Here is a 22,607-nt window from a genome sequence, read left to right on the forward strand (position 1 = left end):
TCGATACCGTCAAGTCTATCCAGATTATCAATAAATTCAGCGCTTTATCTGTAAAAATTGGATCGAGCTTGAAGGATCTCCAGGCGGGCAAGCTTCAACACGCCGACACTACCCGCCAGTTGATACCGTCAATGATGCCGTCAGATCAACTCGCTTGCGCGCGATAGATCGCGAAGCATATCACCAGGTAATCTCAATAATTTTCGCTGCTTAGCGCCGTTGGCGCGATAGGTCTCGAACCATGCCGAAGCCTATCGCATCATTCCCACTCGATCGTCCCGGGCGGCTTGCTCGTGATGTCGTAGGTCACGCGGTTGATGCCCCGCACCTCGTTCACGATCCGGTTCGACACCCGGCTCAGGAATTCCATGGTGAAGGGATAGACATCCGCCGTCATGCCATCCGTGCTGGTCACGGCGCGCAGTGCGCAGGCCATGTCGTAGGTCCGGCCATCGCCCATCACGCCGACGGTCCGCACCGGCAGCAGCACCGCGAAGGCCTGCCAGATCGCGTCATACAGCCCGGCGTTCCGGATCTCCTCCAGGTAGACCACATCCACCTTGCGCAGCAGATCCGCCTTCTCCCGCGTCACCTCGCCCGGGATGCGAATGGCGAGGCCCGGCCCCGGGAAGGGATGCCGGCCCACGATCTCCTCCGGGATGCCGAGTTCGCGGCCCAGCACACGGACCTCGTCCTTGAACAGTTCCCGCAGCGGCTCCACCAGCTTCATGCGCATGCCGGCCGGCAGGCCGCCGACATTGTGGTGGGACTTGATGGTCACGCTCGGCCCGCCGGTCGCGGACACGCTCTCGATCACGTCCGGATACAGCGTCCCCTGCGCCAGGAAGTCGGCGCCGCCCACCTTGTTCTGCTCCTCCTCGAACACCTCGATGAACAGGCGCCCGATGGTCTTGCGCTTGATCTCGGGGTCCGTGACTCCGCTGAGCTGGCCGAGGAACAGCTCGCTCGCATCCCGGTGCACCAGCTTGATGTTGAAGCGGTCCCGGAAGGTGGCGACCACCTGCTCGGACTCATTCGCCCGCATCAGGCCGTGGTCCACATAGATGCAGGTCAGCTGGTCGCCGATCGCCTCATGCAGCAGCACCGCCGCCACCGAGGAATCGACACCGCCCGACAGCCCGCAGATCACGCGGCCCTGGCCGACCTGGGCGCGGATCTTCGCGATCATCTCCGCGCGGAAGGCGCCCATCGTCCAGTCGCCGCGGCAGCCGCAGACCAGGTGGGTGAAGTTCTTCAGCAGCTGCGCACCATGCGGCGTGTGGACCACTTCCGGGTGGAACATGGTGCCGTAGTAGTGGCGTTCGTCATTGGCGATCAGGGCGAAGGGCGCACCCTCGCTCGCCGCCACCACGCGGAAGCCCGGCGGCAGCTGGGTGATGCGGTCGCCATGCGACATCCACACCTGTTCCCGCGCGCCCTTGGCCCAGACGCCCTGGGTGATGGCGCAATCGCCCGTCACATCGATGAAGGCGCGGCCGAATTCCCGGGCATGGCCACCCTCGACCACGCCGCCCAGCTGGTGGGCCAGGGTCTGCTGCCCGTAGCAGATGCCCAGCACCGGCAGCCCCGATTCGAAGACGTAGTCCGGCGCGCGGGGGCTCTCCCCCTCCGTCACGCTGGCCGGGCCGCCGGACAGGATGATGCCCTTGGGGTCGAAGGCCCTGATCCGGTCCTCCGGCGCCGCGTTGAACGGCCAGATCTCGCAGTACACGCCGCTTTCGCGGAGCCGCCTGGCGATCAGCTGCGTCACCTGGCTCCCGAAATCGAGCACCAGGATGCGCTCATGCCGGGCGGGGATGTCGGTGGGGGAGTCGAGGTTCGTCATGGCGAGTGCAGAACACAACCCTGCCGCCGGGGCAAGCGCGAAGCCTGCCTAGCTGCCCTCCGGCGTCGTCAGGGTCGCGGCCAGCAGCACATCGATGGGGTCCCAGACCATGGCCACCTGCTCCACCCCCTGCCCGGCGACGCGGATCGACTCACGCATCGCCATCCGCCCGCCGAGGTGCCGGTAGAAGAAGCGGCTGGGGTTGTCCTCCAGCACCCAGGCCATGGCCGAATTGCAGCCGATCGCCCGCAGATGCGCCGCCATCGCCCGCATCAGCCGGCGCCCGACCGCCCTTTCGCGGAAATCATCCAGCACATAGAGCGTCTCGACCTCGCCCTCCGCCAGGCCGCGCCGCCTGGACCGCCCGCCGGAGGCGAAGCCCACCACCGGCGCCTCCCGCGGCACGGGGCCGTCACCCTCCGGCGCCGGCTGGTCGCCCCCGCCGGCGGTCGCGACGAAGACGGCATGGCCATCGCGCCGGTCCATGATCGCCCGTTCGTAGAAGGCTGCCTGCCGCGCCTCCGACAGGCCCGACAGGTAGCTTTCCCCCAAAATCCCCGCATAGGCGCTGCGCCAGGCCGCAACATGGACCGCCGCGATCCCCGCGGCATCGCCCGGCCGGGCGCGGCGGATGCAGATCATCGGCCCGTCTCCGCCGCCCGTGCCATCAGGATGCGCGCCGCTGCATCACGGCGGCGAAGAACCCATCAGTGCCGTGCCGCGCGGGGGACAGCGCCATGCAATCCGCCTCCACCGGCGCCACCGAGCCTGGTGCCAGCCCGGCCCAGAGGCCCGGCACCGGCACCGCCTCGAAATCCGGATGGCGCTGGAGAAAGCGCTCGACCTGCAACTCATCCTCCTCCGGCAGCAGCGAACAGGTAGCGTAGACCAGCCGCCCCCCCGGCCGCACCAGTTCCGAAGCATCGTCGAGGATGGCCGCCTGCTTCAGCACCAGCTCCGACAGGTCACGGGCATTTGTGCGCACCCGCGCATCCGGGTTGCGCCGCCAGGTGCCGCTTCCCGTGCAGGGCGCATCCACCAGCACCCGGTCGAATTTTCTCGAATTACGCTTCCGCCACTTGTCGCCGGCGGCCAGCAAATGGCGCTCCGCATTATGCACGCCGGCGCGGCGCAGGCGCTTGCCCGCGCCTTCCAGCCTGGTCGCGGAGACGTCGCAGGCGACGATATGGCCCTTGTTGTCCATGGTCGCCGCGATCGCCAGCGTCTTGCCCGCCGCCCCCGCGCAGTAATCCGCCACCCGCATGCCAGGCTTCGCATCCGTCAGCAGCGCGATCAGCTGGCTGCCCTCGTCCTGGATTTCCACCAGGCCCTCCAGATAGGCCTTGGTCGCCCCCACCGGCCGCCGGTCCGCCACCCGCAGCCCCCAGGGCGACAGTGGCGTGATGGCCGCCGGCACGCCTTCCCCGGCCAGCGCGGCCAGGACCAGGTCCCGCGTGCCCTTCAGCAGGTTGGCCCGCAGGTCGAGTGGCGCGGCCTCCTCCATCGCCTCGGCCTCCTTCGCCAGGGCATCGCCGAAGCGCGCCTTCAGGCCCGGCAGCGCCCATTCCGGCAGGTTGAGGCGCGGCCCCTCCGGCATGTCCGGGTGGATCAGCTCCCGGCCTTCAAGCTTCTTCAGGACCTCCAGCTCATGCTCGGTCAGCGGCCCGGCACAGAACCGCTCGCCGGAGAAATTCTGGGCGATGCCGTCGATCACCCAGCCCTCCGCCACCAGCAGGTGCCCGGCCACGAGCAGCCGCGCGCCCGGGCGCTGCTCCCCCACCTCCGCGAAATGCCAGGCCAGGCGCAGCCGCTGCCGGATCACGCCCCAGGCGCGGTCAGACACGTTGCGCCGGTCGGAGCTGCCGATGTAGCGGCGGGCCCGGAAGAAATCATTGGCGATGCCATCGGCCGGGCGGCGGGGCGAAGCCTCCACCGCGGCCAGAAGGTCGATCGCGGCGGCAAGCCGCGCAGCAGGGGTCATCAGAGAATCCGATCAGGCAGTTCGGCGAGGGACGCGATCCGTCCCTCCGCCAGGCGATCCAACCCGTATTCGTCGGGCTGTCTTTCCCCATTATGGGGGGTGCGGTTGAGCCAATAGACGCGGCAGCCGAAGCGTGCCGCCCCATAGGCATCCCAGGCATTGCCCGAAATGAACACAATGTCACGTGGCGCGCAGCCGAAGCGCATGGCGGCCAGCGCATAGACCCTGGGGGTGGGCTTGTAGATGCGAAGGTCATCGACCGAAAGAACCGCATCCAGCCAGGGCGCCAGCCCCGCCGCCCCCACCGCGGCCGCCAGCATGCCGGGGGAGCCATTGGACAGGATGGCAGTCGCCACCCCCTTCGCCCGCAGCGCCGCCAGGGTGGGCGCGGCATCCGGGAAGGCGTCCAACGCCCGGTAGGAGGCCAGCAGCGCTTGGCGCAGCCCAGGATCGGCGATCCCATGGGCCGCCATGGCGAAATCCAGCGCGCGTTCGGTCAGCGCCTCGAAATCCTCGTAGTCGCCGGTCTGGGACAGGATCCAGCTGTACTCCAACTGCTTCGCCCGCCACAGCGCCGACAGCGCGGCCGCCTTCCCGCCGCCCGCGCCGTCACCGGCTGCCCCGATCCGGGCAGAATGGCGGCCGACCGCCGCATGCACGTCCAGCAGCGTGCCATAGGCGTCGAAGACACAGGCGCCGACCGGGTCGGGCCGGGGCGCCGGGGGGGATGCCATGATCGTCTTTTGTCCTTCCTCGCCCTGATGGTCGCCCCGGCGGGCGCCGGGGGCAAGCATCACGGTTGCGACCTGGCCGAGAAGGCCGGGATCGGTCTGCCGATACGGTCGGGAACGCCCCGCGGATCAGGCCCGGACTTCACCAAGGCGCGATGTGTTTCAAACGGTTGCGCGGCCCTTGCGGCACGCCCCCGCGCCGGGCTCATCTGGCGCCCGGCGCGCATCCGGCGCGCCTCGTAGCACCGCGCGCCCCCCGGCGCGCCGCAGAGGACAGAATGATGCTGAGGACGATCGCCGCCGCCGGCGTGATGATGGTGATGGCCACGGCCGGGGTGCTGGCGCAGCAGAAGGGCCCCGCGCCCAGCGCCACGCCGGACTGGCGCGCGCAGCCGCGCTACGCCACCGCCAATCTCCGCGCGGGCTTCGAACCCGATCCGCATGAGGTGCAGGTCGAAGCCGGCGGGGACCGGGAGGCCACCGGCATCGGCCCCGATTGCGCCGGCTGGATCGACTTCTCCAAGCCCGATGTGGACCTGAACTACACCGCCGGCGAATACCCGCTCTACATCTCCGTCGCCGCCGGCGTGGACACGACGCTGGTCATCAACGATGCCGCCGGCCGCTGGATCTGCAACGACGATTTCGATGGCGTGAACCCCGGAATCATCATCCAGCGCCCCGCCAGCGGCAACTACAATATCTGGATCGGCACCTTCGAGCGCGGCGCCCCCCAGCGCGCCACGCTGCGGATCAGCGAGGTTCCGCCCCGCCGCTGAGGCGGGCGGAGGGCCTGCCTGCGTGCACGACCAGGGGGAGACCGCCCGCGGTTCCCCCGGCGCAACAACCCCGGTAGCCGCGCCCGCCCCGCTCCGCCATGATGCGCCCGGTGGCAGGAGGCTCCACGCCGGCGCGCATGACAGGCAGTGATCGTCCCATGGGTGGCGCCAGGCCCGGCGCCGCCCCGGCCAGGCTTGGCGCCCTGCTGCTGCTCTCGCCCCTGCTGGCCTGCGCCCCGCCCCCCGAGGCCCCTTTGACCCCGGTCGTCGCCACCGCCCCTGTGGTGCAGGAGGACCGGATCATGCTGCCCCCCCTCCTGCCCGGCCGCGGCGGCGTGGCCCGCATCCGACTGCTGGACCTGTCGGACATCGCCGAGCCGCCCCCGCCGCTGCCCGTCGCGCCTGTGTTCCTGGCCACCGCGCCGGCACGGCCGGCGGCCGAGCCGGCTTCACCCGAACCGGTCATCGCAGCAGCCCCACCCACGCCGGCAGCCGCGCCCGCAGCCGCCGCCGCGCCAGCGCCGCCCGCCCCGGTCGTCGAGGCGGTTGCACCCGCACCCATCGCCGCCATGGCTTCGCCGGCGCCCATCGTCGCGCCAGCCTCGCCCGCGCCCGTCGCCGCGCCAGCCTCGCCCGCGCCCATCGTCGCGACAGCCTCGCCCGCGCCCATCGTCGCGCCAGCGTCGCCGGCGCCCATCATCGCGACAGCCTCGCCCACGCCTGCCGTCGCGGCAGCCTCGCCCGCGCCCGTCATCGCGGCAGCCTCACCCGCGCCCGTCATCGCGGCAGCCTCACCCGCGCCCGTCGCCGCGCCAGCCTCGCCCGCGCCTGCCGTCGCGACAGCCTCGCCCGCGCCCGTCGCCGCGGCAGCCTCGCCCGCGCCCGTTGTGGCGCCAGCCTCGCCCGCGCCTGCCGTCGCGACAGCCTCGCCCGCGCCCGTCGCCGCGCCAGCGTCGCCCGCGCCCATCGTCGCGACAGCCTCGCCCGCACCCGTTGTGGCGCCCGCGTCACCCGCAGCCATCGTCACGTCAGCCTCGCCGCCACCCGCCGCGCCCCCGCCGGCATCGGCGCCCGCGCCGCCGCCCGCCGCCAGGCCCAGCCTGTCCGCGCCCGCAGTCCTGGCCGCCGCACCGCCGGAGTTGGCCGCCCTGCTCATCGCCTCCCCGGCGGCGGAACCCCCCGCCGCGCCCCGGCCGGCCCCCGCGCCTGGCCTGCGCGTCCAGATCACGGCCGCAGGCAGCGAGGCCGAGGCCCAGCGCCACTGGGACAGCTTCGCCACGCGCCTGCCGGACCTCGCCGCCGGTCGCACGCCCATCATCCTGCGGCTGGACCGGGACAACGCCCCGCCGGTCTTCCGCCTGCGCCTCGGCGGCTTCGCGAACCGGGAGGAGGCGGAGCGCTTCTGCACCCGCCTGGCCGAACGGCAGCTTCCCTGCTGGATCAGCGGCTGAGCGGCAGCCGCGAAAGCGCTGGCGCCGGGCGTCTCGTTCCTGCTACGTTCTGGAAATCACGCTGCCGAACCGCGCCCGCTTCGCTGCCGCCCCGCCGGGGGGCCTGCCCCCCGCAAAACGGTGCTAAAACGACTAAATGGGCTAAATGCGTTTTAGATTTTAGGGTACTGAATCCAGCAAAATCAGCGGGATGCAGGAAGGCGCCGGACCGCGCGCTTCCCGCTTTTATCTTCTAAAGGCGTTTAGTGGCTGAAATGCCACACCGAACGCCCGTTCAGCCTTCCAGGCGATAATTCGGCGCTTCCCGCGTCACCGCCACGTCATGCACATGGCTCTCCCGCAGGCCCGCATTGGTGATGCGGCGGAAGCGGGCGTTCTTCTGCAAATCGGGGATGGCGGCGCTGCCGGTGTAGCCCATCGCGGCGCGCAGCCCGCCCACCATCTGGTGGATCACGGTGCCGACCGGCCCCTTGTAGCCGACCCGGCCCTCGACGCCTTCCGGCACCAGCTTGAGCTTGTCGGAGACCTCGGCCTGGAAATACCGGTCCGCCGAACCGCGCGCCATGGCGCCGAGCGAGCCCATGCCGCGATAGGATTTGTAGGATCGGCCCTGATAAAGGAACACCTCGCCCGGCGCCTCATCCGTGCCGGCGAAGACGCTGCCCATCATGACGCAATCCGCGCCCGCCGCGATCGCCTTGGCGATGTCGCCGGAGGACCGGATGCCGCCATCGGCGATGCAGGGAACGCCCTTCTCCCGGCTCGCGATCGCGCTTTCCATTACCGCGGTCAGCTGCGGCACGCCGACGCCGGCGACGATGCGCGTGGTGCAGATGGAACCGGGCCCGATGCCGATCTTCACGGCATCCGCGCCGGCCTCGATCAGCGCCAGCGCACCTTCCGGCGTCGCCACGTTGCCCGCCACGATCTGCACGGAATTCGACAGCTTCTTGATGCGCTCGATCGCGCGCAGCACGCCGCCGGAATGGCCATGCGCGGTATCGACGACGATGACATCGACCTCCGCCGCCACCAGCAGCTGGGCGCGGTGGAAACCATCCTCCCCCACCCCTGTCGCGGCCGCCGCGCGCAGCCGGCCCATCGCATCCTTCACCGCGTTGGGGTTGGCCTGCGCCTTGTCCATGTCCTTGACGGTGACGAGGCCGACGCAGCGGAACTGGTCGTCCACCACCAGCAGCTTCTCGATCCGGTGCTTGTGCAGCAGGGCGCGGGCGCGCTCCGGCGTCACGTCGGCATCCGCCGTCACCAGCCCCTCCCGCGTCATCAGCTCATAGACGCGCAGGTTCGGATCGGTGGCGAAGCGCACGTCGCGGTTGGTGATGATGCCGACCAGCCGGCCGCTGTCGCGCTCCACCACGGGAATGCCGCTGATGCGGTGATTCTCCTGCAGCGCCCGCACCTCCGCCAGGGTCTGGTCGGGGTGGATGGTCAGCGGGTTCACCACCATGCCGGATTCGAACTTCTTCACGCGCCGCACCTGCGCGGCCTGGTCCTCGGGCGAGAGGTTCTTGTGGATCACGCCGATGCCGCCGGCCTGCGCCATGGCGATGGCCATCGGCCCTTCCGTGACCGTGTCCATGGCCGCGGCCACCAGCGGGATGTTGAGCGAGATCTCCCGCGTCAGCCTGGTGCGCGTGTCGGTCTCCGAGGGGAGGACCGTGGAATAGGCGGGCACGAGCAGCACATCGTCGAAGGCATAGGCCTCCTCGAAGCGCGGCAGGGCCGTGAATGATGAAACTGCTTCTGGGGAGCGCGCCATGGCGGGAGCCTCTTTCGATCCGCAACCTTGGCGGCCCCGCCTACACCGGAAGCGCCCCACCCGTCCAGGGCGATACTGTGACGTATGCATGGCGCGGGCGCCTGGGATGCTGGGCGCGGGCGCCTGGGATGCTGGGCGCGGGCGCCTGGGATGCTGGGCGCGGGCGCCTGGGATGCATGGCGCAGGCGCCTGGGATGCTGGGCGCGGGCGCCTGGGCTGCGCTGGTGGCGGGCGCAGGGTGAACGCAAGCCGTCCTCCGGCGTTGGGACCGCCAACCCACAACAGGACACCCAGGCGCCATGTCAGGCAGCATCAGCTTCAATTCGCTCGAGGAGATCGAGGACGCCATCGCGCAGGCCGGCGGCGACGTCTCCTCCACCGTCACCGACATCCTGGACCCCATCCCCCTGCCCCAGCCCGTGGAGGTGGCCGATGCCGTTTCCATCAACATCGCAGACCTGGTCGATGACATCGCGGACCTCCCGGCCACGCAGGCGGTGGCGGATTTCCTCGCCAACCTCGATGACCTGAACTTCGCGCGGCTGGAGGGTCTGCTCGACCAGCTGCCGCCGGAATACCGCCGCCCCGATGCAACCGGGGAGGTCCGCACCGGCCTGTCCGACTTCCTGCAGATCCAGGTCGAGGTCGGCGCCGCGCTGTCCGCCACCGCGCGCGTGGTCAACACCCTCGGCCCCGATGCCATCGCCATGCAGGTGCGCGGCTACGACTTCGCCATCAACGAACAGTACAACGACGTCGAGTCGGGCTTCTCCGCCATCAAGGTCCTGCCGGCGGATGGCGGGCCGATGATCTTCGTGATCGACGGGCTGGAAGTCGGCTCCATCGCCGATACCGTCGCGGCCGTCGATCTCGGCGGACTGCAACTCCGCTCCGCCGCCTTCCAGGCCATGATCGCCGATGCGGTGGAGGCGCAGGCCACCCTCGGCCGCGGCGTGCAATTCGTGGGGCCTAGCCTTGGCGGCGCCGTCGCGCAGGCCGCGGCCTATGAGGCAGCGGAGGCGCTGATCGCCGCCGGGGTGCCGACCGCGCCCGGGACGGTCCGCCTGCTGACGGTGGATGCGCTGGGCGGGCGCGATGCGACGGAGGCACTGAACGGAGGCACGCTGGACCCCGCCGTGCTGAACGTGATCAACGCGCTCAACATCCGCACCCAGGGCGATCTGATCAGCCGCATCGGCAGCCATATCGGGGAAAGCCTGTCCTTCCAGGCCGTTGACGCCAATGGCAGCGCCGTCGCCGTCACGGCGGCGGATGCGCATGTGAACGTCGTGTCGCTGCTCCGCACCCTGCCGGACCCCACGCTGTTCAACGCGGGCGTGCGCGGCGCGCCGGAGGAGATCAGCGGCTTCTCCCTGGTGGCCAACACGCTCGGCCGCGGCGTTGCGGATGGCTACCTCGCCGGGGGCGAGCGTGACGACCCGAATGCGCTGGTGCCGCTGCAGGTGCCGGGCGATGCGGAGCTTCTGAACAACAACACGCTCTATCGCCTGGATGCCGACAGCAACGGCACGCTGGACCTGGCGGTGCTGACCAGCCAGCCCGTCCCGCAGGCCATTGCGGACCTCGTGCTGTAGGCTACTTGCCGCCGCGGAAGCCGGTCGCGACCACGTAGAGCTCCGCGCTGTCCTTGCGGCTGGCCGGTGGCTTGGCGTGGCGCACCACGGCGAAATCCCGCTTGAGGGTCGCGAGGAACTCCTTCTCCGACCCGCCTGCCAGGACCTTGGTCACGAAGCCGCCGCCGGGCGCCAGGACGCGCCCGGCGAAATCCAGCGCCAGCTCCGCCAGCGCCATGATGCGGAGGTGGTCGGTGGCGTTGTGGCCGGTGGTGTTGGGCGCCATGTCGGACAGGACGAGGTCCGCCTGGCCATCCAGCGCGGCCAGCACCGCCTGCTCCGCCGCCGCTTCCTGGAAATCGCCCTGGAGGAGGATGGCGCCCGGGATCGGGTCCACTGGCAGCAGGTCGATCGCCACCACCTTCGCCGTCGCCCCCGCCCGCGCCAGCGATACCTGCGTCCAGCCGCCCGGCGCCGCGCCGAGGTCCACCACCCGGCTGCCCGGCTTCAACACATGGAATTTGTCATCCATCTGTTCCAGCTTGAAGGCCGCCCGGCTGCGCAGCCCGCGCGCCTTGGCTTCCCTCACATAGGGGTCGTTCAACTGCCGCTCGAGCCATTTCTGGCTGCCGATGGTCCGGCCCTCCGCGGTGCGGAGCCGGGTCTTCAGCGCGCGGTCCGCGGGCTTGGCGCCGGCCTTGGTCTGCTGCCGGCCGGGAACGGAGGGGCTGGGCGGCTTGCCGCCGGGAGTTTTCGCCATGGCAGGCCAATAGGCCCTCAGGCCGTCCCATGCCAGCCGCGCGCCGCGCCCCGCCGCGCACCCGCCAGGCGATCGGCGCGCATCAGGCGCAGCAGGATGCCCTCCCGCAGCCCGCGATCCGCCACCGTGAGGCGCGGCACCGGCCAGACGCGGCGGATGGCGGCATAGACGGCGCAGCCCGGCAGGACGAAATCCACCCGGTCCGGCCCGACGCAGGGATGCGCCGCCAGCCCGTCCCGCCCCAGGGCGAAGAGGTCCCCCAGCGCCTGGTCGGCCACGCAGGCCTCCAGCGTCTGCCCATCCACCAGCGGCCGCCGGTAGCGCGGCAGCGCCATGGCGACGCCAGCCAGCGTGGTGACGGTGCCGGAGGTGCCCATCAGCCGCACCCCGCCGGACCTGATCTCCTGCCCGATGCAATGCACGGCATCGAAGCCCGCCAGCCTGGCCGCGACCTCATCCACCACCGCGTGGAAGCCCGCCTCCGTGAAGCAGGAGGGCCCGCAGCGTTCGGAGAGCGTGACCACGCCCACGGGGACGGAGATGTAGCCGATCAATTCCGGCACCTGGCGGCCGGGATGGATGCGGATCCAGGCGATCTCGGTCGATCCGCCGCCGATGTCGAACAGCAGCGCGCGCCGGTCCTGCGCCTCCAGCAGCGGCGCGCAGGATTCCATGGCGAGTTCCGCTTCCTCCCGCGCGGAGATGACGCGCAGGCGGAGGCCCGTCTCGGCCTCCACCCGTGCCAGGAAGGCGGCGCCGTTGCCGGCGCGGCGGCAGGCTTCCGTCGTCACCGCCTGCAGCGCCCGCACGGGGCGCTTGGCCAGCTTGTCGGCGCAGTTGCGCAGCGCGGCCACCGCCCGGTCCATCGCGGCGTCGGAGAGGTTGCCCGTGGCGCCCAGCCCCTCACCCAGCCGGACGATGCGGCTGAAGCTGTCCACGACCCGGAAATTGCCGCCCGGCGCGGGGGTGCCGACCAGCAGGCGGCAGTTGTTGGTGCCGAGGTCGAGCGCCGCATAGGCCCGCGACCCGCAGGAAGCCGCGACATCCCGCGGGCGCAGCGCCGCCCCGGCCGACGGCAGGGCGCCGCAGGCATCGAGGGCTGGCGCGGCATCGGCCGCCTGGTGCGCATCCTTCGTCATCATCGTCCGAGGGCCTGCCCCGGGATGAGGTGACAGTGGGCAGGCTCCGCGCATGATCCGGCCAGGACGCCGCGGGGGCAAGGCAATTCCGAGTCGCCGCCCCGCGGGGCGAGCGGCCGCGGCCTCGGCTATCCCACCAGCGGATCGGGGATGATCTGGATGAAGAAGTTCCCGGGCAGAAGATCGGGCGCCCCATCCAGCCAGGCGACGGTGACGCCAGCGCCCTGGTCGCCCTCCGCATACCAGGAGAGCAGGCCGGTCGCCCGGTTGTAGACGACCTGCGCCTCGTCACCCTCCGGCGCGCCGGTCAGCGTGATCCCGAAGGTGACCACGCCCAGCGACCGGTCGATGAAGATGAACCGATCCTCCTCCGGGTTGAAATCCATGATCCGGTGCCGCGCGCCGAAATCGAAGAAGGCGAATTCGTCAGCCCCGGCGCCGCCCGAGACCGTATCCGTCCCGCCGTCCCGGGTATCGAGGATGATGGTATCGTTGCCGGCGCCACCCTCGACCAGGTCGCTTCCCGCCGCACCGATCAGGACATCGCGCCCATCGCCACCCAGCAGCGTATCCCGGCCCTCCTCACCATCCAGGAAATCCGCACCGCCAAGGCCGACGAGGCTGTCGGCCCCCTCCATGCCGGATATCGAATCAGCCCCCAGGCTGCCGAGTATCGTGTCGGTGCCGCTGCCACCGCCTGCAAGGCCGCCGTCATGGTCCGCCAGCAGGCCGAGCAGGTCCGACAGGCTGATGAAGTCCGCCCCCGCGCCACCGTGCAAGGAATCCGCGCCCAGGCCGCCGATCAGCGTATCCGCGCCTTCGTCGCCGGTGACGATGTCGGCCCCACCGGCGCCCCAGATCAGGTCCCGACCCAGACCACCGATGGCGAACCCGCCGGTCGTGATCGCGTCGGGGGCGATGTCATCATGCAGATAGATGCGGTCATCTCCACCCCCGCCTACCATGGTGTTTGCGCCCGCGCCGCCGAGCATGAGGTCGTTCCCCACGTCACCGTCGAACACATCGTCATCAGCACCGCCGAGGAGGGTATCGGCGCCTGCGCCGCCACCCAGCGTGTCCCTCCCGTCACCGCCGATCACCAGGTCGGCATGATCTTCCCCAGCCAGGAAGTCATCGCCGCCATAGCCCAGCAGCGTATCAGCGTGTCGACCGCCGATGGCTGAGTCGGCGCCACCGCTACCCCAGACAAGGTCATCGCCGTCGCCGCCACCGACAGCACCCCCCATCGTGTCGCTGGAAGGATCACTGTCATCGTTCAGGTAGAGGCGATCATTGCCGGCACCGCCGTTCAAGATGTCGTAGCCGCCATGCCCCATCAGCGTATCCGCACCACGTTCGCCAAACAACGCATCGGCGCCGCCGCCACCCCAGGCGAGATCATCACCGTCTCCGGCGACGCCAGTACCCCCCAAGGTGTCGCCGGAAGGATCACTGTCATCGCTCAGATAGAGGCGATCATTGCCGGCACCGCCGGTCAGCGTATCGGCGCCAACGCCGCCCATCAGGACGTCATCATGCGCGTCACCGATCAGAAAGTCGGCGCCGTCATGCCCCAGCAGCGTATCCGCGCCACGGCCACCCACGACTGAATCGGCGCCGCCGCTACCCCAGACGAGGTCGTCGCCGTCGCCGCCACCGACAACACCCCCCATCGTGTCGCCGGAAGGGTCACTGTCATCGTTCAGGTAGATGCGATCATCGCCGGCTTCGCCGGACAGGAAGTCCTGACCGCCATGCCCCACCAGCGTATCCGCGCCACGGCCACCCAAGATTGTATCGGCGCCGCCGCTACCCCAGACGAGATCATCGCCGTCGCCGCCACCGACAACACCCCCCATCGTGTCGCCGGAAGGATCACTGTCATCGTTCAGGTAGAGGCGATCATTGCCGGCACCGCCGGACAGGATGTCGTAGCCACCATGCCCCAGCAGCGTGTCCGCGCCCGCGTCGCCCAGCAGGTAATCCGCGCCCTCCCCACCTTCGAGCAGGTCGTCATCGGCCCCGCCGTGGATCTCGTCATCCCCCGCGTCGCCTGACAGCGTGTCAGCACCCGCTTCGCCGAACAGGAGATCCGTGCCCTCCCCGCCTTCGAGGACATCGTCATCGGCCCCGCCGGAGAGTTCGTCATCCCCCGCGCCGCCGCGCAGCGTATCGGCGCCGCGTTCGCCAGCGATCAGGTCGTGGCCATCGCCGCCGTCCAGATCGTCGTCGCCCATGCCGCCCAGGATGGCGTCGTCGCCATGCTCGCCCTGCACGACGTCGTTGCCATCGCCCCCCGACAAGGCGTCATCACCCAGCCCCCCGAGGAGCGTATCGTCGCCCTTGCCGCCGAACGCCAGGTCATCGCCGTCGCCGCCCAGCAGCGAATCATCCCCATCCTGGCCGTGAAGCGTGGCCGCCCCACTGCCGATGGCGATCAGCGTATCCGCCCCCTGTCCGCCGAACAGGTGATCGTCGCCCGCCCCGGCTTCCAGCCGATCATTGTCGGCGCCGCCGTGAAGGGTATCGGCGCCGTCGCCGCCCTGCAGCGTATCGTCACCCGCGCTGCCGAAGAGGTAGTCGCCGCTGCCCAGGCCCTGGACGAGGTCATCGCCACCGCCGCCGTAGAGGGTCTCCTCCTCCTCCGTGCCGATCAGGGTGTCAGCCAGCCGCGTACCGAAGCGTTGAAACATCGGGCTCTCCGTTAACGCCGCGGAAGATATCGGCGCCCTCCCTCCGTGCAACGGCGCGATCGTCGCGCGGCATCGCATCCATGCTCGCGCAAACCCGCGAAATCATGGACATTTACGGGAACTGATCCGGTCCCGGCCGCGATCACAAAGGCGTTATGATGGCCGGCCAGCGGGCGAGGCGCGACGCGCGCTGCCGTCCCCGCTGTCTCGATTTCCCAGGCGATGGGAGTTGGCGGGGGGCTGTTGCCGAGCCCCGGCCAGCATGCTACCTCGCCGCCACGCCGCGAACGGCATCACGATGCCTCGCTGGTGGGGGATAGTTTAACGGTAGAACTCCCGACTCTGACTCGGGCAGTCTTGGTTCGAATCCAGGTCCCCCAGCCACTTCGGCGATAGCCACACTCTCTCAAGCACCTAGCTACGCGCACTGACGTCCAGGCCGAGAGGCGAGCGCGCTGTGCAGCATGAGTAGCAAACATCTGCGGTGCATGAACGCCTGGCGCAACCACAGACGTTGCGGTCCGGCGCTGCCCATTTGATCCGTCGCGGTGACACCTGGTACTGGGTTCGGCGGCTTCCCAGTGCCCTGCGAGACACCGTTACGCGGCCGTCGACCGGGCAGCTTCGGTTATCCCTGATGACCTGCGACGCCCGCATGGCGCGCCGACATTCCGCTTCCGGTGTCGCCAAGCCGGGTTGCGCTTCAGGGCCCGGCGACCGCGGTTGGCCTCGCGAGGTCTCAGCCGCCGCGAGGCGCCAGAACGAAGCCATCCTGCCCCGGGGTCTCCGCCCAGGCACGAAAGGCGGGGGATGGCTCGACCCGGCCGCTCCGCAACAGGTCGAGCCAGACGCCGCTGGCCTCCAGGAAGCGGTTCACGCCGCAGGGCCACATGGCCAGGCTCATCGCCTCGGCCATCTTCGGCTCCGATACCCCCTCGCCATAGGCGGCTTCGAGGTCGGCCGTCAGCGGCCAGTGCGCGCCCCGCGCCGCGTGGATGCCCAGCAGCGCGAGCCGCGCGAGATATGCCGGCACGCCGAGCCCGGCGATCAGCGCCGCCGTGCCGGCGCAATAGGCGGCGGCGGCCGGCACTTCCGGGAAATAGCCCTGCCAGTGCTTGTCGAGAAAGCCGAAGGTGTCCGCGCCGCGCGCCCATGCCACCAGGCGGAACACCGCCTCGGCCTGCGGCCCCGTGCCGCCGGTGCGGAAGAACAGGTCCACATGGTGGGTGCCGACATGCTCCTCGGCCGCCGTCAGGATGGCCAGCCAGACGAACTCCTTCTCGAAGGGGTCGAGGTGGCGTTCCGTCAGCGTCAGCGCCTTGTACATGACGCCATAGGCGTCCTGCAGGTCGGGCATCGCGGCAGCCATGGCGCCCTGGTGGGGCAGGACGTAGCCGCGGCGCGCGCGGAATTCCTCAAGCCGGGCCCGGACGACCTCCGGCGGGATCGGCTCAGTCGGCACGGATGCCGGCCGCCTGGATGACGCCCCCCCAGCGCTGCCGGTCGGCAGCGATCAGGTTGGTGAAGCTGGCGACAGGGCCGCCCATGATTTCCATCCCGGCTTCCACCATCTTGCCGCGCGTCGACGGGTCCGCCAGCGCCGCCTGCAAGGCACCGTTCCAGGCCGCCAGGATTTCCGCCGGCATCCGGCCCGGCCCGCAGAAGCCGAACCAGTTGCTGACGTCGTAGCGCGGCAGCCACTGCTTGATGAGAGGCAGGTCCGGCAAGGCGGGGGCCGCGCCGCTGCCGCCGAAGGCGATGCCGCGCAGCCCGCCGCTGCGGATCTGGCCCAGGAATTCAGGCATGTTGCCGATCATGAAGCCGATCCGGCCCGCCACCAGGTCGGTGATGGCCGGCGCGCCGCCGCGATAGGGCACATGGGTGCACTCGATCCCGGCCTGCCGCGCGAACAACTCCGCCGCCAGATGCGGGCTGGACCCGACGCCTGCCGAGCCATAGGTCACCGCCTGCGGATTGGCGCGGGCATGCGCGATCAGCCCCGGCACGTCGCGGAAGGGCGCCTGAGTATTGGCGACGAGGATCTTGTAGATGCCCGCGAGGCTCGCGATCGGCGTCAGATCCGTTTCCACATTGATCGGCATGGTCACGCCGGGGAGTTGCGGCGATACGGTGAGCATCGCCATCGTCGCCAGCACGACGGTATGGCCATCCGGCGCCGCCCGCGCGCAGGCCTCGGCGGAGATGATGCCGCCGGCGCCGGACCGCGTCTCCACGATCACCGTCTGGCCCCACTGGGCGCGCAGCGCATCGGCCATCAGGCGGCACAGCAGGTCGCCGGCGCCACCCGGTGCGAAGCCGCAGAGGATCTTCACCTCCCTCGCCGGCTTCCACACGCCCTGCGCGCCGGCCGACTGGCCATGCAGTGCAGCGGCGCCGGCGGCGACGAGCAGCGCGCGGCGCGATATCGCCAGGCTTCCGTTGGGCATGCCGCCCTCTCCCCCGATGAGCGATCCGCCGTCGGACCGCGCGTGGGGGCAGCCTAAGTGGGATACCGACGCCATACAACACTGGCGGCCACGGTCGCGCATAGCGGTGCCCGCTTGGGCACCACCAGGCGCTGGACGTTGGCAAACCTGCCTGGGGCGGACCGCATGCGGGCGCCCTCACGCCACTTCCGGCAGGCCCTCCAGCAGCTTGTCGAGCGTGATCGGATAGTCCCGCACCCGCACGCCCGTCGCGTTGTGGATGGCATTGGCGATGGCGGCGCCCACGCCGCAGATGCCAAGCTCCGCGATCCCCTTCGCCTTCATGGGCGAGGAAAGCGGATCGGCTTCATCCAGGAACACCACCTCCTGCCGCGGGATGTCGGCATGGACCGGCACCTCGTAGCCCGCGAGGTCGTGGTTGACGAAGAAGCCGAGGCGCGTGTCCACGGCCAACTCCTCCATCAGCGCCGCCCCGGCCCCCATGGTCATGGCCCCGATCACCTGGCTGCGCGCGGATTTGGGGTTGAGGATCCGGCCCGCCGCGCAGACCGCCAGCATCCGGCGCAGCCGCGTCTCGCCCGTGAAGGCATCGACCGCGACCTCCACGAAATGCCCGGCGAAGGTGGATTGCTGGAAGCGCTTCGTCAGGTCGCCGAACTCGATCCGGTCCTCCGCCACCAGTTCCTGCGCGGAGGCAGCTTCCGCCAGGCGCACGCGCCGGTTACCGGCCCGCACCTCCCCATCCTCGAACACCGCATCGGCGGCGTTGAAGCCCAGGCGCTGCGCCACCGCCTCCCGCAGCTTCACGCAGGCGGCGTAGACGCCGGCGGTGGAGCTGTTGCCGCCGAACTGGCCGCCGGAACCCGCGGAGACCGGGAAATCCGAATCCCCCAGCCGCACCCGCACATGTCCCAACTCGACGCCCATCATCTCCGCCGCCGTCTGGGCGATGATGGTGTAGCTGCCGGTGCCGATGTCGGTCATGTCCGTCTCGACCGTCACCATCCCGTCGCCAGAGAGCCTGACGCGCGCGCCGGAGGTGACGACCAGGTTGTTGCGGAACCCCACCGCCATGCCCATGCCGCGCAGCCAGCGCCCTTCACGCCACTGTCCCGGCGTCGGGTTCCGCTGGCTCCATCCGAAACGCTCCGATCCCTCCCGCAGGCAGCGGATCAATTGCCGCTGGGAGAAAGGGCGATCGTGATCCGCGGGATCGACCTGCGTGTCGTTGATGATCCGGAACTCGACGGGATCGATGCCGAGCCGCTCCGCCATCTCGTCCATGGCGATCTCCAGCGCCATCAGGCCGGGGGCTTCCCCGGGGGCGCGCATCGAATTGCCCTCGGGCAGGTCCAGCTCCGCCAGGCGCATCGTCATGAGGCGGTTCGCGCCGGCGTAGAGAAGCTTGGTCTGCGCCACCGCCGTTTCCGGCTGCCCTTCCGGCAGGTCGCCGGACAGGCTGTCATGCGCGATGGCGGTGATGCGGCCGTCCCGCCCCGCGCCGATGCGGATGCGCTGGATGGTGGCGGGGCGATGCGTGGTGTTGTTGGCGACCAGCGGCCGCGCGAGGGCGAGCTTCACCGGCCGCCCCGCCGCCCTTGCGCCGAGCGCCGCCAGCACCGCATCGGCGCGCAGGAACAGCTTGCCGCCGAAGCCGCCGCCGATGAAGGGGCTGTCGACGCGCACATCCTCCGGCTTCAGGCCGAGGGTGATCGCCAGATCGCGCCGCCACCAGGCGACCATCTGGGTGGAGGTCCAGATGGTCAGCTTGCCGCCCTCCCACGCCGCGATGGTGGCGTGCGGCTCCATCATCGCGTGGCTTTCGTCGGGCGTCGTGTAGGTCTCGTCCAGCGTGACCTCGGCGGTCGCGAAGGTACCCTCGAAATCGCCGACGCGATGTTCGGCGGGAGCATCGCTGCTCTCGCCGCTCACCAGCTCCGCCTTCGCGCCCTCCGCCGCCAGGTCGAAGCGCCCTGCCTGGCGGTCATATTCCACGCGGATCAGCGCAGCCGCGTCGCGCGCCTGTTCGAAGCGTTCGGCGACCACCACGGCGATCGCCTGGTGGTAGTGCTGGATGTCGGCGCCGCCGAAGAGGAAGGCGGTGTTCATCTTCCCCTTTGCCAGTCTCGGCATGTCGAGCGTGGTGACGATGGCGAGCACGCCGGGCAGCGCGCGGGCGGCATCGATATGCATGGCCAGCACGCGCCCCTTGGCGATGCCGGCGCCCAGCACATGGCCATAGGCCTGGCCGGCCGCGACATCGTGCCGTTCATAGGCGTAGGGCGCGCGGCCCGTCGTCTTCAGCGGACCATCGATGCGGTCCACGGGCTGGCCGACGATTTTCATCCGGTCGATCGGGTTGGTCGTGGCGGGGGTGTCGAACTTCATCGCTCAGCTCCTCGCCTCGGCCAGTACGGCGGCCAGCGCGCGCTCCGCCAGCGTGACCTTGAAGGCGTTGTGGCGGTCGGGCCGCGCCCCATCCAGGATGGCGGCCATCGCCGGCCCGGCGCCTTTCGGTAACTCGGCCTCCGCCTGTTCCACCCGCCAGGGCTTGTGCGCGACGCCGCCAAGCGCGACGCGCCCCGACCCGTCCCGCTGCACCACCGCCGCGACGGAGACGAGGGCGAAGGCGTAGGAGGCGCGGTCCCGCACCTTGCGGTAGAAGTGCCGCCCGCCCAGCCGGGGCGGCAGGGTAACGGCGGTGATGAAGTCACCGGCTTCCAGCGCCGTCTCGAGATGCGGCGTCTCGCCGGGCAGGCGATGGAATTCCGCGATCGGGATGCGGCGCATCGCGCCCTCGGCGTTCACCGTCTCCACCACCGCATCCAGGGCGCGCATCGCCACCGCCATGTCGCTGGGATGGGTGGCGATGCAGGCCTCGCTCGCGCCGATCACGGCCAGCTGCCGGGTGATGCCGCCGATGGCCGCGCAACCGCTGCCGGGCTGGCGCTTGTTGCAGGGTTGGGCGGTGTCATAGAAATAGGGGCAGCGCGTGCGCTGCAACAGATTGCCCGCGGTGGTCGCCTTGTTGCGCAACTGGCCGGTGGCGCCCGCCAGCAATGCGCGCGACAGCACCGCGTAGTCCCGCCGCACCCGCGCATCCGCCGCCAGCGCCGTGTTGCGCACCAGCGCGCCGATGCGCAAGCCCCCATCCGCCGTCGGCTCGATGGCATCGAGGCCGAGGCGGTTGACGTCGATGAGATGCGCCGGCGTCTCGATCTGCAGCTTCATCAGGTCGAGCAGATTGGTGCCGCCGGCGATGAAGCGGGCGCCGGGCCTGCGCGCCGCGGCGGCGGCCTCGGTCGGTGTGCTCGGGCGTTCGTAGGTGAAGGGCCTCATGCCGGCATCTCCACGACGTCCTTGATGGCTTCGAGGATGTTGGAATAGGCGCCGCAGCGGCAGATGTTGCCGCTCATCCTCTCGCGGATCTCCTCCTCCGTCAGCGCGGGCGGCGCGCCGAGGTCGGCGGTGACATGGCTCGGGATGCCGGCCTTGATCTCCTCCAGCATCGCGACGGAGGCGCAGATCTGCCCCGGCGTGCAGTAGCCGCATTGGTAGCCGTCATGGCGCACGAAGGCGGCCTGCAAAGGATGCAGCCGGTCCGGCGCGCCGAGGCCCTCGATCGTCGTGACCTCGTCGCCATCATGCATCACGGCCAGAGTCAGGCAGGCATAGATGCGCGTGCCGTTGACCATGACGGTGCAGGCGCCGCATTGGCCGTGGTCGCAGCCTTTCTTGCTGCCGGTCAGGCGGAGGTGTTCCCGCAGGGCATCCAGCAGGCTCGTCCGCGGATCGATGTCGAGGACGCGGTCCTCCCCATTCACGCGCAGCGACACCGCCGCCGGTGCGATGACTGGTGCAGCCTCCGGCAGGATGCGGCGGGAGGTGGGATCGGGAGGCTGCATGCGGGCGTCCTTGCTGGCCGGACGGACCAACCCCGCGCGTCCGGCCCTGGGCGGCTGGGCATCGCGGGAACGCGCCCCGTGACGGGCGCGCCTGGTCCTCGCTTCGGGGTTGAGTGCGGCGCCGTTCACCGGCGCTGCCTCGCCGTGGTCGCCCCTGGTGGCCCAGGCGGCGCCCCATGCGGGCATTGCGGTGACAACCGGCGGCGTCACACGCCGTTGCGGCCCGGCGCCATCACGCCAGCGTCATTCCGCGCCTTGCCCTGTCTTCCACCGCTGGCCTGGCGGGGCCATGATGCGCGGCAGCAATGGGGGAAACGCGCGGGATGCCAGCACCAGGCACAGGCGGAACCAGGGGCGGGGCGGCCTGATGTCGCTTCGCGACAAGGCGGCCATCACCGGCATCGGGGAGACCGCCTACCAGCGCGGCGCCACCCGGCCCGCGACGGCGCTGCAGCTGGAGGCATCGCTCCTCGCCATCGCCGATGCGGGGCTTTCGCCGCGCGACATCGACGGCATCATGCCGATCGGCACCACCGGCGCCTCCGCGGAGGAACTGGCCACCAATCTCGGCATCACGGATCTGCGCTACACCGCCGTTACGCCGATGGGTGGTGCGGGTGGCATCGCCTCCATCCAGACGGCGGCGGCGGCGATCCAGGCGGGGCTGTGCCGCCATGTGCTGATCGCCGCGGGGCGCAACACCTCCATCGCCGCCAAGGTCGGCGCGCGCATCCACGCGATGCCGCAATTCCACCTGGTGACGGAGTTCGAGTTGCCGCTGGGCGCCATCGCCCCGGCGCAGCTCTACGCGCCCATGGCCCGGCGGCACATGGAGCTGTTCGGCACCACCAGCGCCCAGTTGGCGGAGATCGCGGTGGCGATCCGCGGCCATGCGATGCTGAACGACAACGCCATCATGAAGAAGCCGATGACGGTGGCGGACCACCAGGCAAGCCGCATGATCGCCGACCCTTTCCGCCTGCTGGATTGCAGCCTGGAAAGCGATGGAGGCGCCGCCTTCATCGTCAGCGCCGCCGATCGCGCGCGCGACATGCGCGCGCCGCGCGTGCTGCTATCCGGCATCGCGGAGGGGCATCCGGACAGCCCGAGCGCCATCACCCAGCGGCCGGACATGACGCGCCTCGGCATCGCCAAGGCCGCCCCGCGCGCCTTCGCCATGGCGGGCGTCACGCCGGCCGATATCCAGGTGGCGGAGGTCTATGACTGCTTCACCTGGGTCGTGCTGTGCCAGCTGGAGGATATGGGCTTCTGCGCGAAGGGCGAAGGCGGCGCCTTCGTGCAGGGCGGGCGCATCGCCCTCGGCGGCGCGCTGCCCGTGAACACGCATGGCGGGCTGCTCAGCCAGGCGCACATGATCGGCATGAACCATGTGGTGGAACTGGTGCGCCAGCTGCGCCACCAGGCCGGGCGCGCCCAGGTGCCGGGCGTGGAGGTCGGCCTGGCCACGGGCTATGGCGACCTGGGCGACGGCGCCATGATGATCGCGCGACGGGGATAGGC

The 22,607-nt window shown here is 70.5% G+C and carries 17 protein-coding genes, 1 tRNA gene and 1 pseudogene; 6 read left to right on the plus strand and 13 right to left on the minus strand.

Translation table 11 applies throughout. The features are described 5' to 3' along the window. Window positions 1-259: 259 nt before the first annotated feature. The 4 genes from guaA to ACTIE5_RS23195 are packed head-to-tail and all read right to left on the minus strand — an operon-like array spanning window position 260 to window position 4,561. The gene (gene guaA, locus ACTIE5_RS23180; RefSeq protein ID WP_439552095.1) at window positions 260-1,846 is read right to left on the minus strand and encodes a glutamine-hydrolyzing GMP synthase; all 1,587 of its coding nucleotides are present in this window, start codon (window positions 1,844-1,846) and stop codon (window positions 260-262) included. A gap of 48 nt (window positions 1,847-1,894) precedes the next feature. Then, on the minus strand, window positions 1,895-2,488 hold the full coding sequence (locus tag ACTIE5_RS23185) for a GNAT family N-acetyltransferase (RefSeq protein ID WP_439552096.1): 594 nt from the start codon (window positions 2,486-2,488) through the stop codon (window positions 1,895-1,897). 25 nt (window positions 2,489-2,513) lie between these two features. Continuing rightward, on the minus strand, window positions 2,514-3,827 hold the full coding sequence (locus ACTIE5_RS23190; RefSeq protein WP_439552097.1) for an RsmB/NOP family class I SAM-dependent RNA methyltransferase: 1,314 nt from the start codon (window positions 3,825-3,827) through the stop codon (window positions 2,514-2,516). Then, entirely contained in the window at window positions 3,827-4,561 is a 735-nt protein-coding gene (locus tag ACTIE5_RS23195) for a haloacid dehalogenase type II (protein ID WP_439552098.1), read from the minus strand. The genes ACTIE5_RS23190 and ACTIE5_RS23195 overlap by 1 nt, the downstream gene beginning before the upstream one ends. 275 nt (window positions 4,562-4,836) lie before the next feature. Here ACTIE5_RS23195 and ACTIE5_RS23200 point away from each other — a divergent pair, with 275 nt between their 5' ends. Both ACTIE5_RS23200 and ACTIE5_RS23205 read left to right on the plus strand, forming a co-directional pair. Beyond that, entirely contained in the window at window positions 4,837-5,337 is a 501-nt protein-coding gene (locus ACTIE5_RS23200; protein WP_439552099.1) for a hypothetical protein, read from the plus strand. A gap of 158 nt (window positions 5,338-5,495) precedes the next feature. Next, window positions 5,496-6,788 carry an SPOR domain-containing protein gene (locus tag ACTIE5_RS23205; RefSeq protein WP_439552100.1) on the plus strand — a complete coding sequence of 431 codons (1,293 nt, stop codon included), beginning with the start codon at window positions 5,496-5,498 and terminating at the stop codon, window positions 6,786-6,788. A 274-nt stretch (window positions 6,789-7,062) separates the two neighbouring features. Here ACTIE5_RS23205 and guaB read toward each other — a convergent pair whose 3' ends face one another. Beyond that, on the minus strand, window positions 7,063-8,568 hold the full coding sequence (gene guaB, locus ACTIE5_RS23210) for an IMP dehydrogenase (RefSeq protein ID WP_439552101.1): 1,506 nt from the start codon (window positions 8,566-8,568) through the stop codon (window positions 7,063-7,065). A 299-nt stretch (window positions 8,569-8,867) separates the two neighbouring features. Between guaB and ACTIE5_RS23215 the strand changes: the two genes are divergently transcribed. Beyond that, the gene (locus ACTIE5_RS23215; RefSeq protein WP_439552102.1) at window positions 8,868-10,163 is read left to right on the plus strand and encodes a hypothetical protein; all 1,296 of its coding nucleotides are present in this window, start codon (window positions 8,868-8,870) and stop codon (window positions 10,161-10,163) included. 1 nt (window position 10,164) lies between these two features. On the opposite strand, the gene ACTIE5_RS23220 is transcribed toward ACTIE5_RS23215, so the two are convergent. The 3 genes from ACTIE5_RS23220 to ACTIE5_RS23230 all read right to left on the minus strand — a co-directional run bounded on the left by ACTIE5_RS23220 (window position 10,165) and on the right by ACTIE5_RS23230 (window position 14,734). Then, window positions 10,165-10,902 (minus strand): RlmE family RNA methyltransferase, encoded by a 738-nt coding sequence (locus ACTIE5_RS23220; protein ID WP_439552103.1) that lies wholly within the window; start codon window positions 10,900-10,902, stop codon window positions 10,165-10,167. A 17-nt stretch (window positions 10,903-10,919) separates the two neighbouring features. Continuing rightward, window positions 10,920-12,044, minus strand: coding sequence for a Ppx/GppA phosphatase family protein (locus ACTIE5_RS23225; protein ID WP_439552104.1), 1,125 nt, complete (start codon window positions 12,042-12,044; stop codon window positions 10,920-10,922). Window positions 12,045-12,169: 125 nt separating this feature from the next. Beyond that, window positions 12,170-14,734 carry a calcium-binding protein gene (locus ACTIE5_RS23230; protein ID WP_439552105.1) on the minus strand — a complete coding sequence of 855 codons (2,565 nt, stop codon included), beginning with the start codon at window positions 14,732-14,734 and terminating at the stop codon, window positions 12,170-12,172. Between the two features lie 310 nt (window positions 14,735-15,044). Between ACTIE5_RS23230 and ACTIE5_RS23235 the strand changes: the two genes are divergently transcribed. Continuing rightward, window positions 15,045-15,118 (plus strand) — tRNA-Gln (locus ACTIE5_RS23235). 100 nt (window positions 15,119-15,218) lie between these two features. After that, window positions 15,219-15,398: pseudogene (locus ACTIE5_RS23240) on the plus strand (DUF6538 domain-containing protein); the annotation flags it as partial. A 75-nt stretch (window positions 15,399-15,473) separates the two neighbouring features. On the opposite strand, the gene ACTIE5_RS23245 reads toward ACTIE5_RS23240, so the two are convergent. The 5 genes from ACTIE5_RS23245 to paoA all read right to left on the minus strand — a co-directional run bounded on the left by ACTIE5_RS23245 (window position 15,474) and on the right by paoA (window position 21,086). Beyond that, a complete protein-coding gene (locus ACTIE5_RS23245; RefSeq protein WP_439552106.1) occupies window positions 15,474-16,196 on the minus strand; it encodes a hypothetical protein in 723 nt (240 codons plus the stop codon). Further along, entirely contained in the window at window positions 16,186-17,181 is a 996-nt protein-coding gene (locus tag ACTIE5_RS23250) for a Bug family tripartite tricarboxylate transporter substrate binding protein (RefSeq protein WP_439552107.1), read from the minus strand. The genes ACTIE5_RS23245 and ACTIE5_RS23250 overlap by 11 nt, the downstream gene beginning before the upstream one ends. Before the next feature lie 177 nt (window positions 17,182-17,358). After that, complete coding sequence (paoC, locus tag ACTIE5_RS23255) at window positions 17,359-19,569, minus strand: aldehyde oxidoreductase molybdenum-binding subunit PaoC (RefSeq protein WP_439552108.1); 2,211 nt, start codon at window positions 19,567-19,569, stop codon at window positions 17,359-17,361. A 3-nt stretch (window positions 19,570-19,572) separates the two neighbouring features. Continuing rightward, window positions 19,573-20,520 carry an FAD binding domain-containing protein gene (locus ACTIE5_RS23260; protein WP_439552109.1) on the minus strand — a complete coding sequence of 316 codons (948 nt, stop codon included), beginning with the start codon at window positions 20,518-20,520 and terminating at the stop codon, window positions 19,573-19,575. Continuing rightward, window positions 20,517-21,086, minus strand: coding sequence for an aldehyde dehydrogenase iron-sulfur subunit PaoA (gene paoA / locus ACTIE5_RS23265; protein WP_439552110.1), 570 nt, complete (start codon window positions 21,084-21,086; stop codon window positions 20,517-20,519). The genes ACTIE5_RS23260 and paoA overlap by 4 nt, the downstream gene beginning before the upstream one ends. A gap of 367 nt (window positions 21,087-21,453) precedes the next feature. Between paoA and ACTIE5_RS23270 the strand changes: the two genes are divergently transcribed. Then, a complete protein-coding gene (locus ACTIE5_RS23270; RefSeq protein ID WP_439552111.1) occupies window positions 21,454-22,605 on the plus strand; it encodes a thiolase C-terminal domain-containing protein in 1,152 nt (383 codons plus the stop codon). Window positions 22,606-22,607: the final 2 nt, after the last annotated feature.

The organism is Falsiroseomonas sp. (assembly GCF_051859025.1).
Lineage (GTDB): Bacteria > Pseudomonadota > Alphaproteobacteria > Acetobacterales > Acetobacteraceae > Falsiroseomonas.

Coding starts and splice junctions, on each gene's coding strand:
- guaA (WP_439552095.1), bottom strand. CDS start 1,846: ATGACGAACCTCGACTCCCCCACCGACATCCCCGCCCGGCATGAGCGC.
- ACTIE5_RS23185 (WP_439552096.1), bottom strand. CDS start 2,488: ATGATCTGCATCCGCCGCGCCCGGCCGGGCGATGCCGCGGGGATCGCG.
- ACTIE5_RS23190 (WP_439552097.1), bottom strand. CDS start 3,827: ATGACCCCTGCTGCGCGGCTTGCCGCCGCGATCGACCTTCTGGCCGCG.
- ACTIE5_RS23195 (WP_439552098.1), bottom strand. CDS start 4,561: ATGGCATCCCCCCCGGCGCCCCGGCCCGACCCGGTCGGCGCCTGTGTC.
- ACTIE5_RS23200 (WP_439552099.1), top strand. CDS start 4,837: ATGATGCTGAGGACGATCGCCGCCGCCGGCGTGATGATGGTGATGGCC.
- ACTIE5_RS23205 (WP_439552100.1), top strand. CDS start 5,496: ATGGGTGGCGCCAGGCCCGGCGCCGCCCCGGCCAGGCTTGGCGCCCTG.
- guaB (WP_439552101.1), bottom strand. CDS start 8,568: ATGGCGCGCTCCCCAGAAGCAGTTTCATCATTCACGGCCCTGCCGCGC.
- ACTIE5_RS23215 (WP_439552102.1), top strand. CDS start 8,868: ATGTCAGGCAGCATCAGCTTCAATTCGCTCGAGGAGATCGAGGACGCC.
- ACTIE5_RS23220 (WP_439552103.1), bottom strand. CDS start 10,902: ATGGCGAAAACTCCCGGCGGCAAGCCGCCCAGCCCCTCCGTTCCCGGC.
- ACTIE5_RS23225 (WP_439552104.1), bottom strand. CDS start 12,044: ATGATGACGAAGGATGCGCACCAGGCGGCCGATGCCGCGCCAGCCCTC.
- ACTIE5_RS23230 (WP_439552105.1), bottom strand. CDS start 14,734: ATGTTTCAACGCTTCGGTACGCGGCTGGCTGACACCCTGATCGGCACG.
- ACTIE5_RS23250 (WP_439552107.1), bottom strand. CDS start 17,181: ATGCCCAACGGAAGCCTGGCGATATCGCGCCGCGCGCTGCTCGTCGCC.
- paoC (WP_439552108.1), bottom strand. CDS start 19,569: ATGAAGTTCGACACCCCCGCCACGACCAACCCGATCGACCGGATGAAA.
- ACTIE5_RS23260 (WP_439552109.1), bottom strand. CDS start 20,520: ATGAGGCCCTTCACCTACGAACGCCCGAGCACACCGACCGAGGCCGCC.
- paoA (WP_439552110.1), bottom strand. CDS start 21,086: ATGCAGCCTCCCGATCCCACCTCCCGCCGCATCCTGCCGGAGGCTGCA.
- ACTIE5_RS23270 (WP_439552111.1), top strand. CDS start 21,454: ATGTCGCTTCGCGACAAGGCGGCCATCACCGGCATCGGGGAGACCGCC.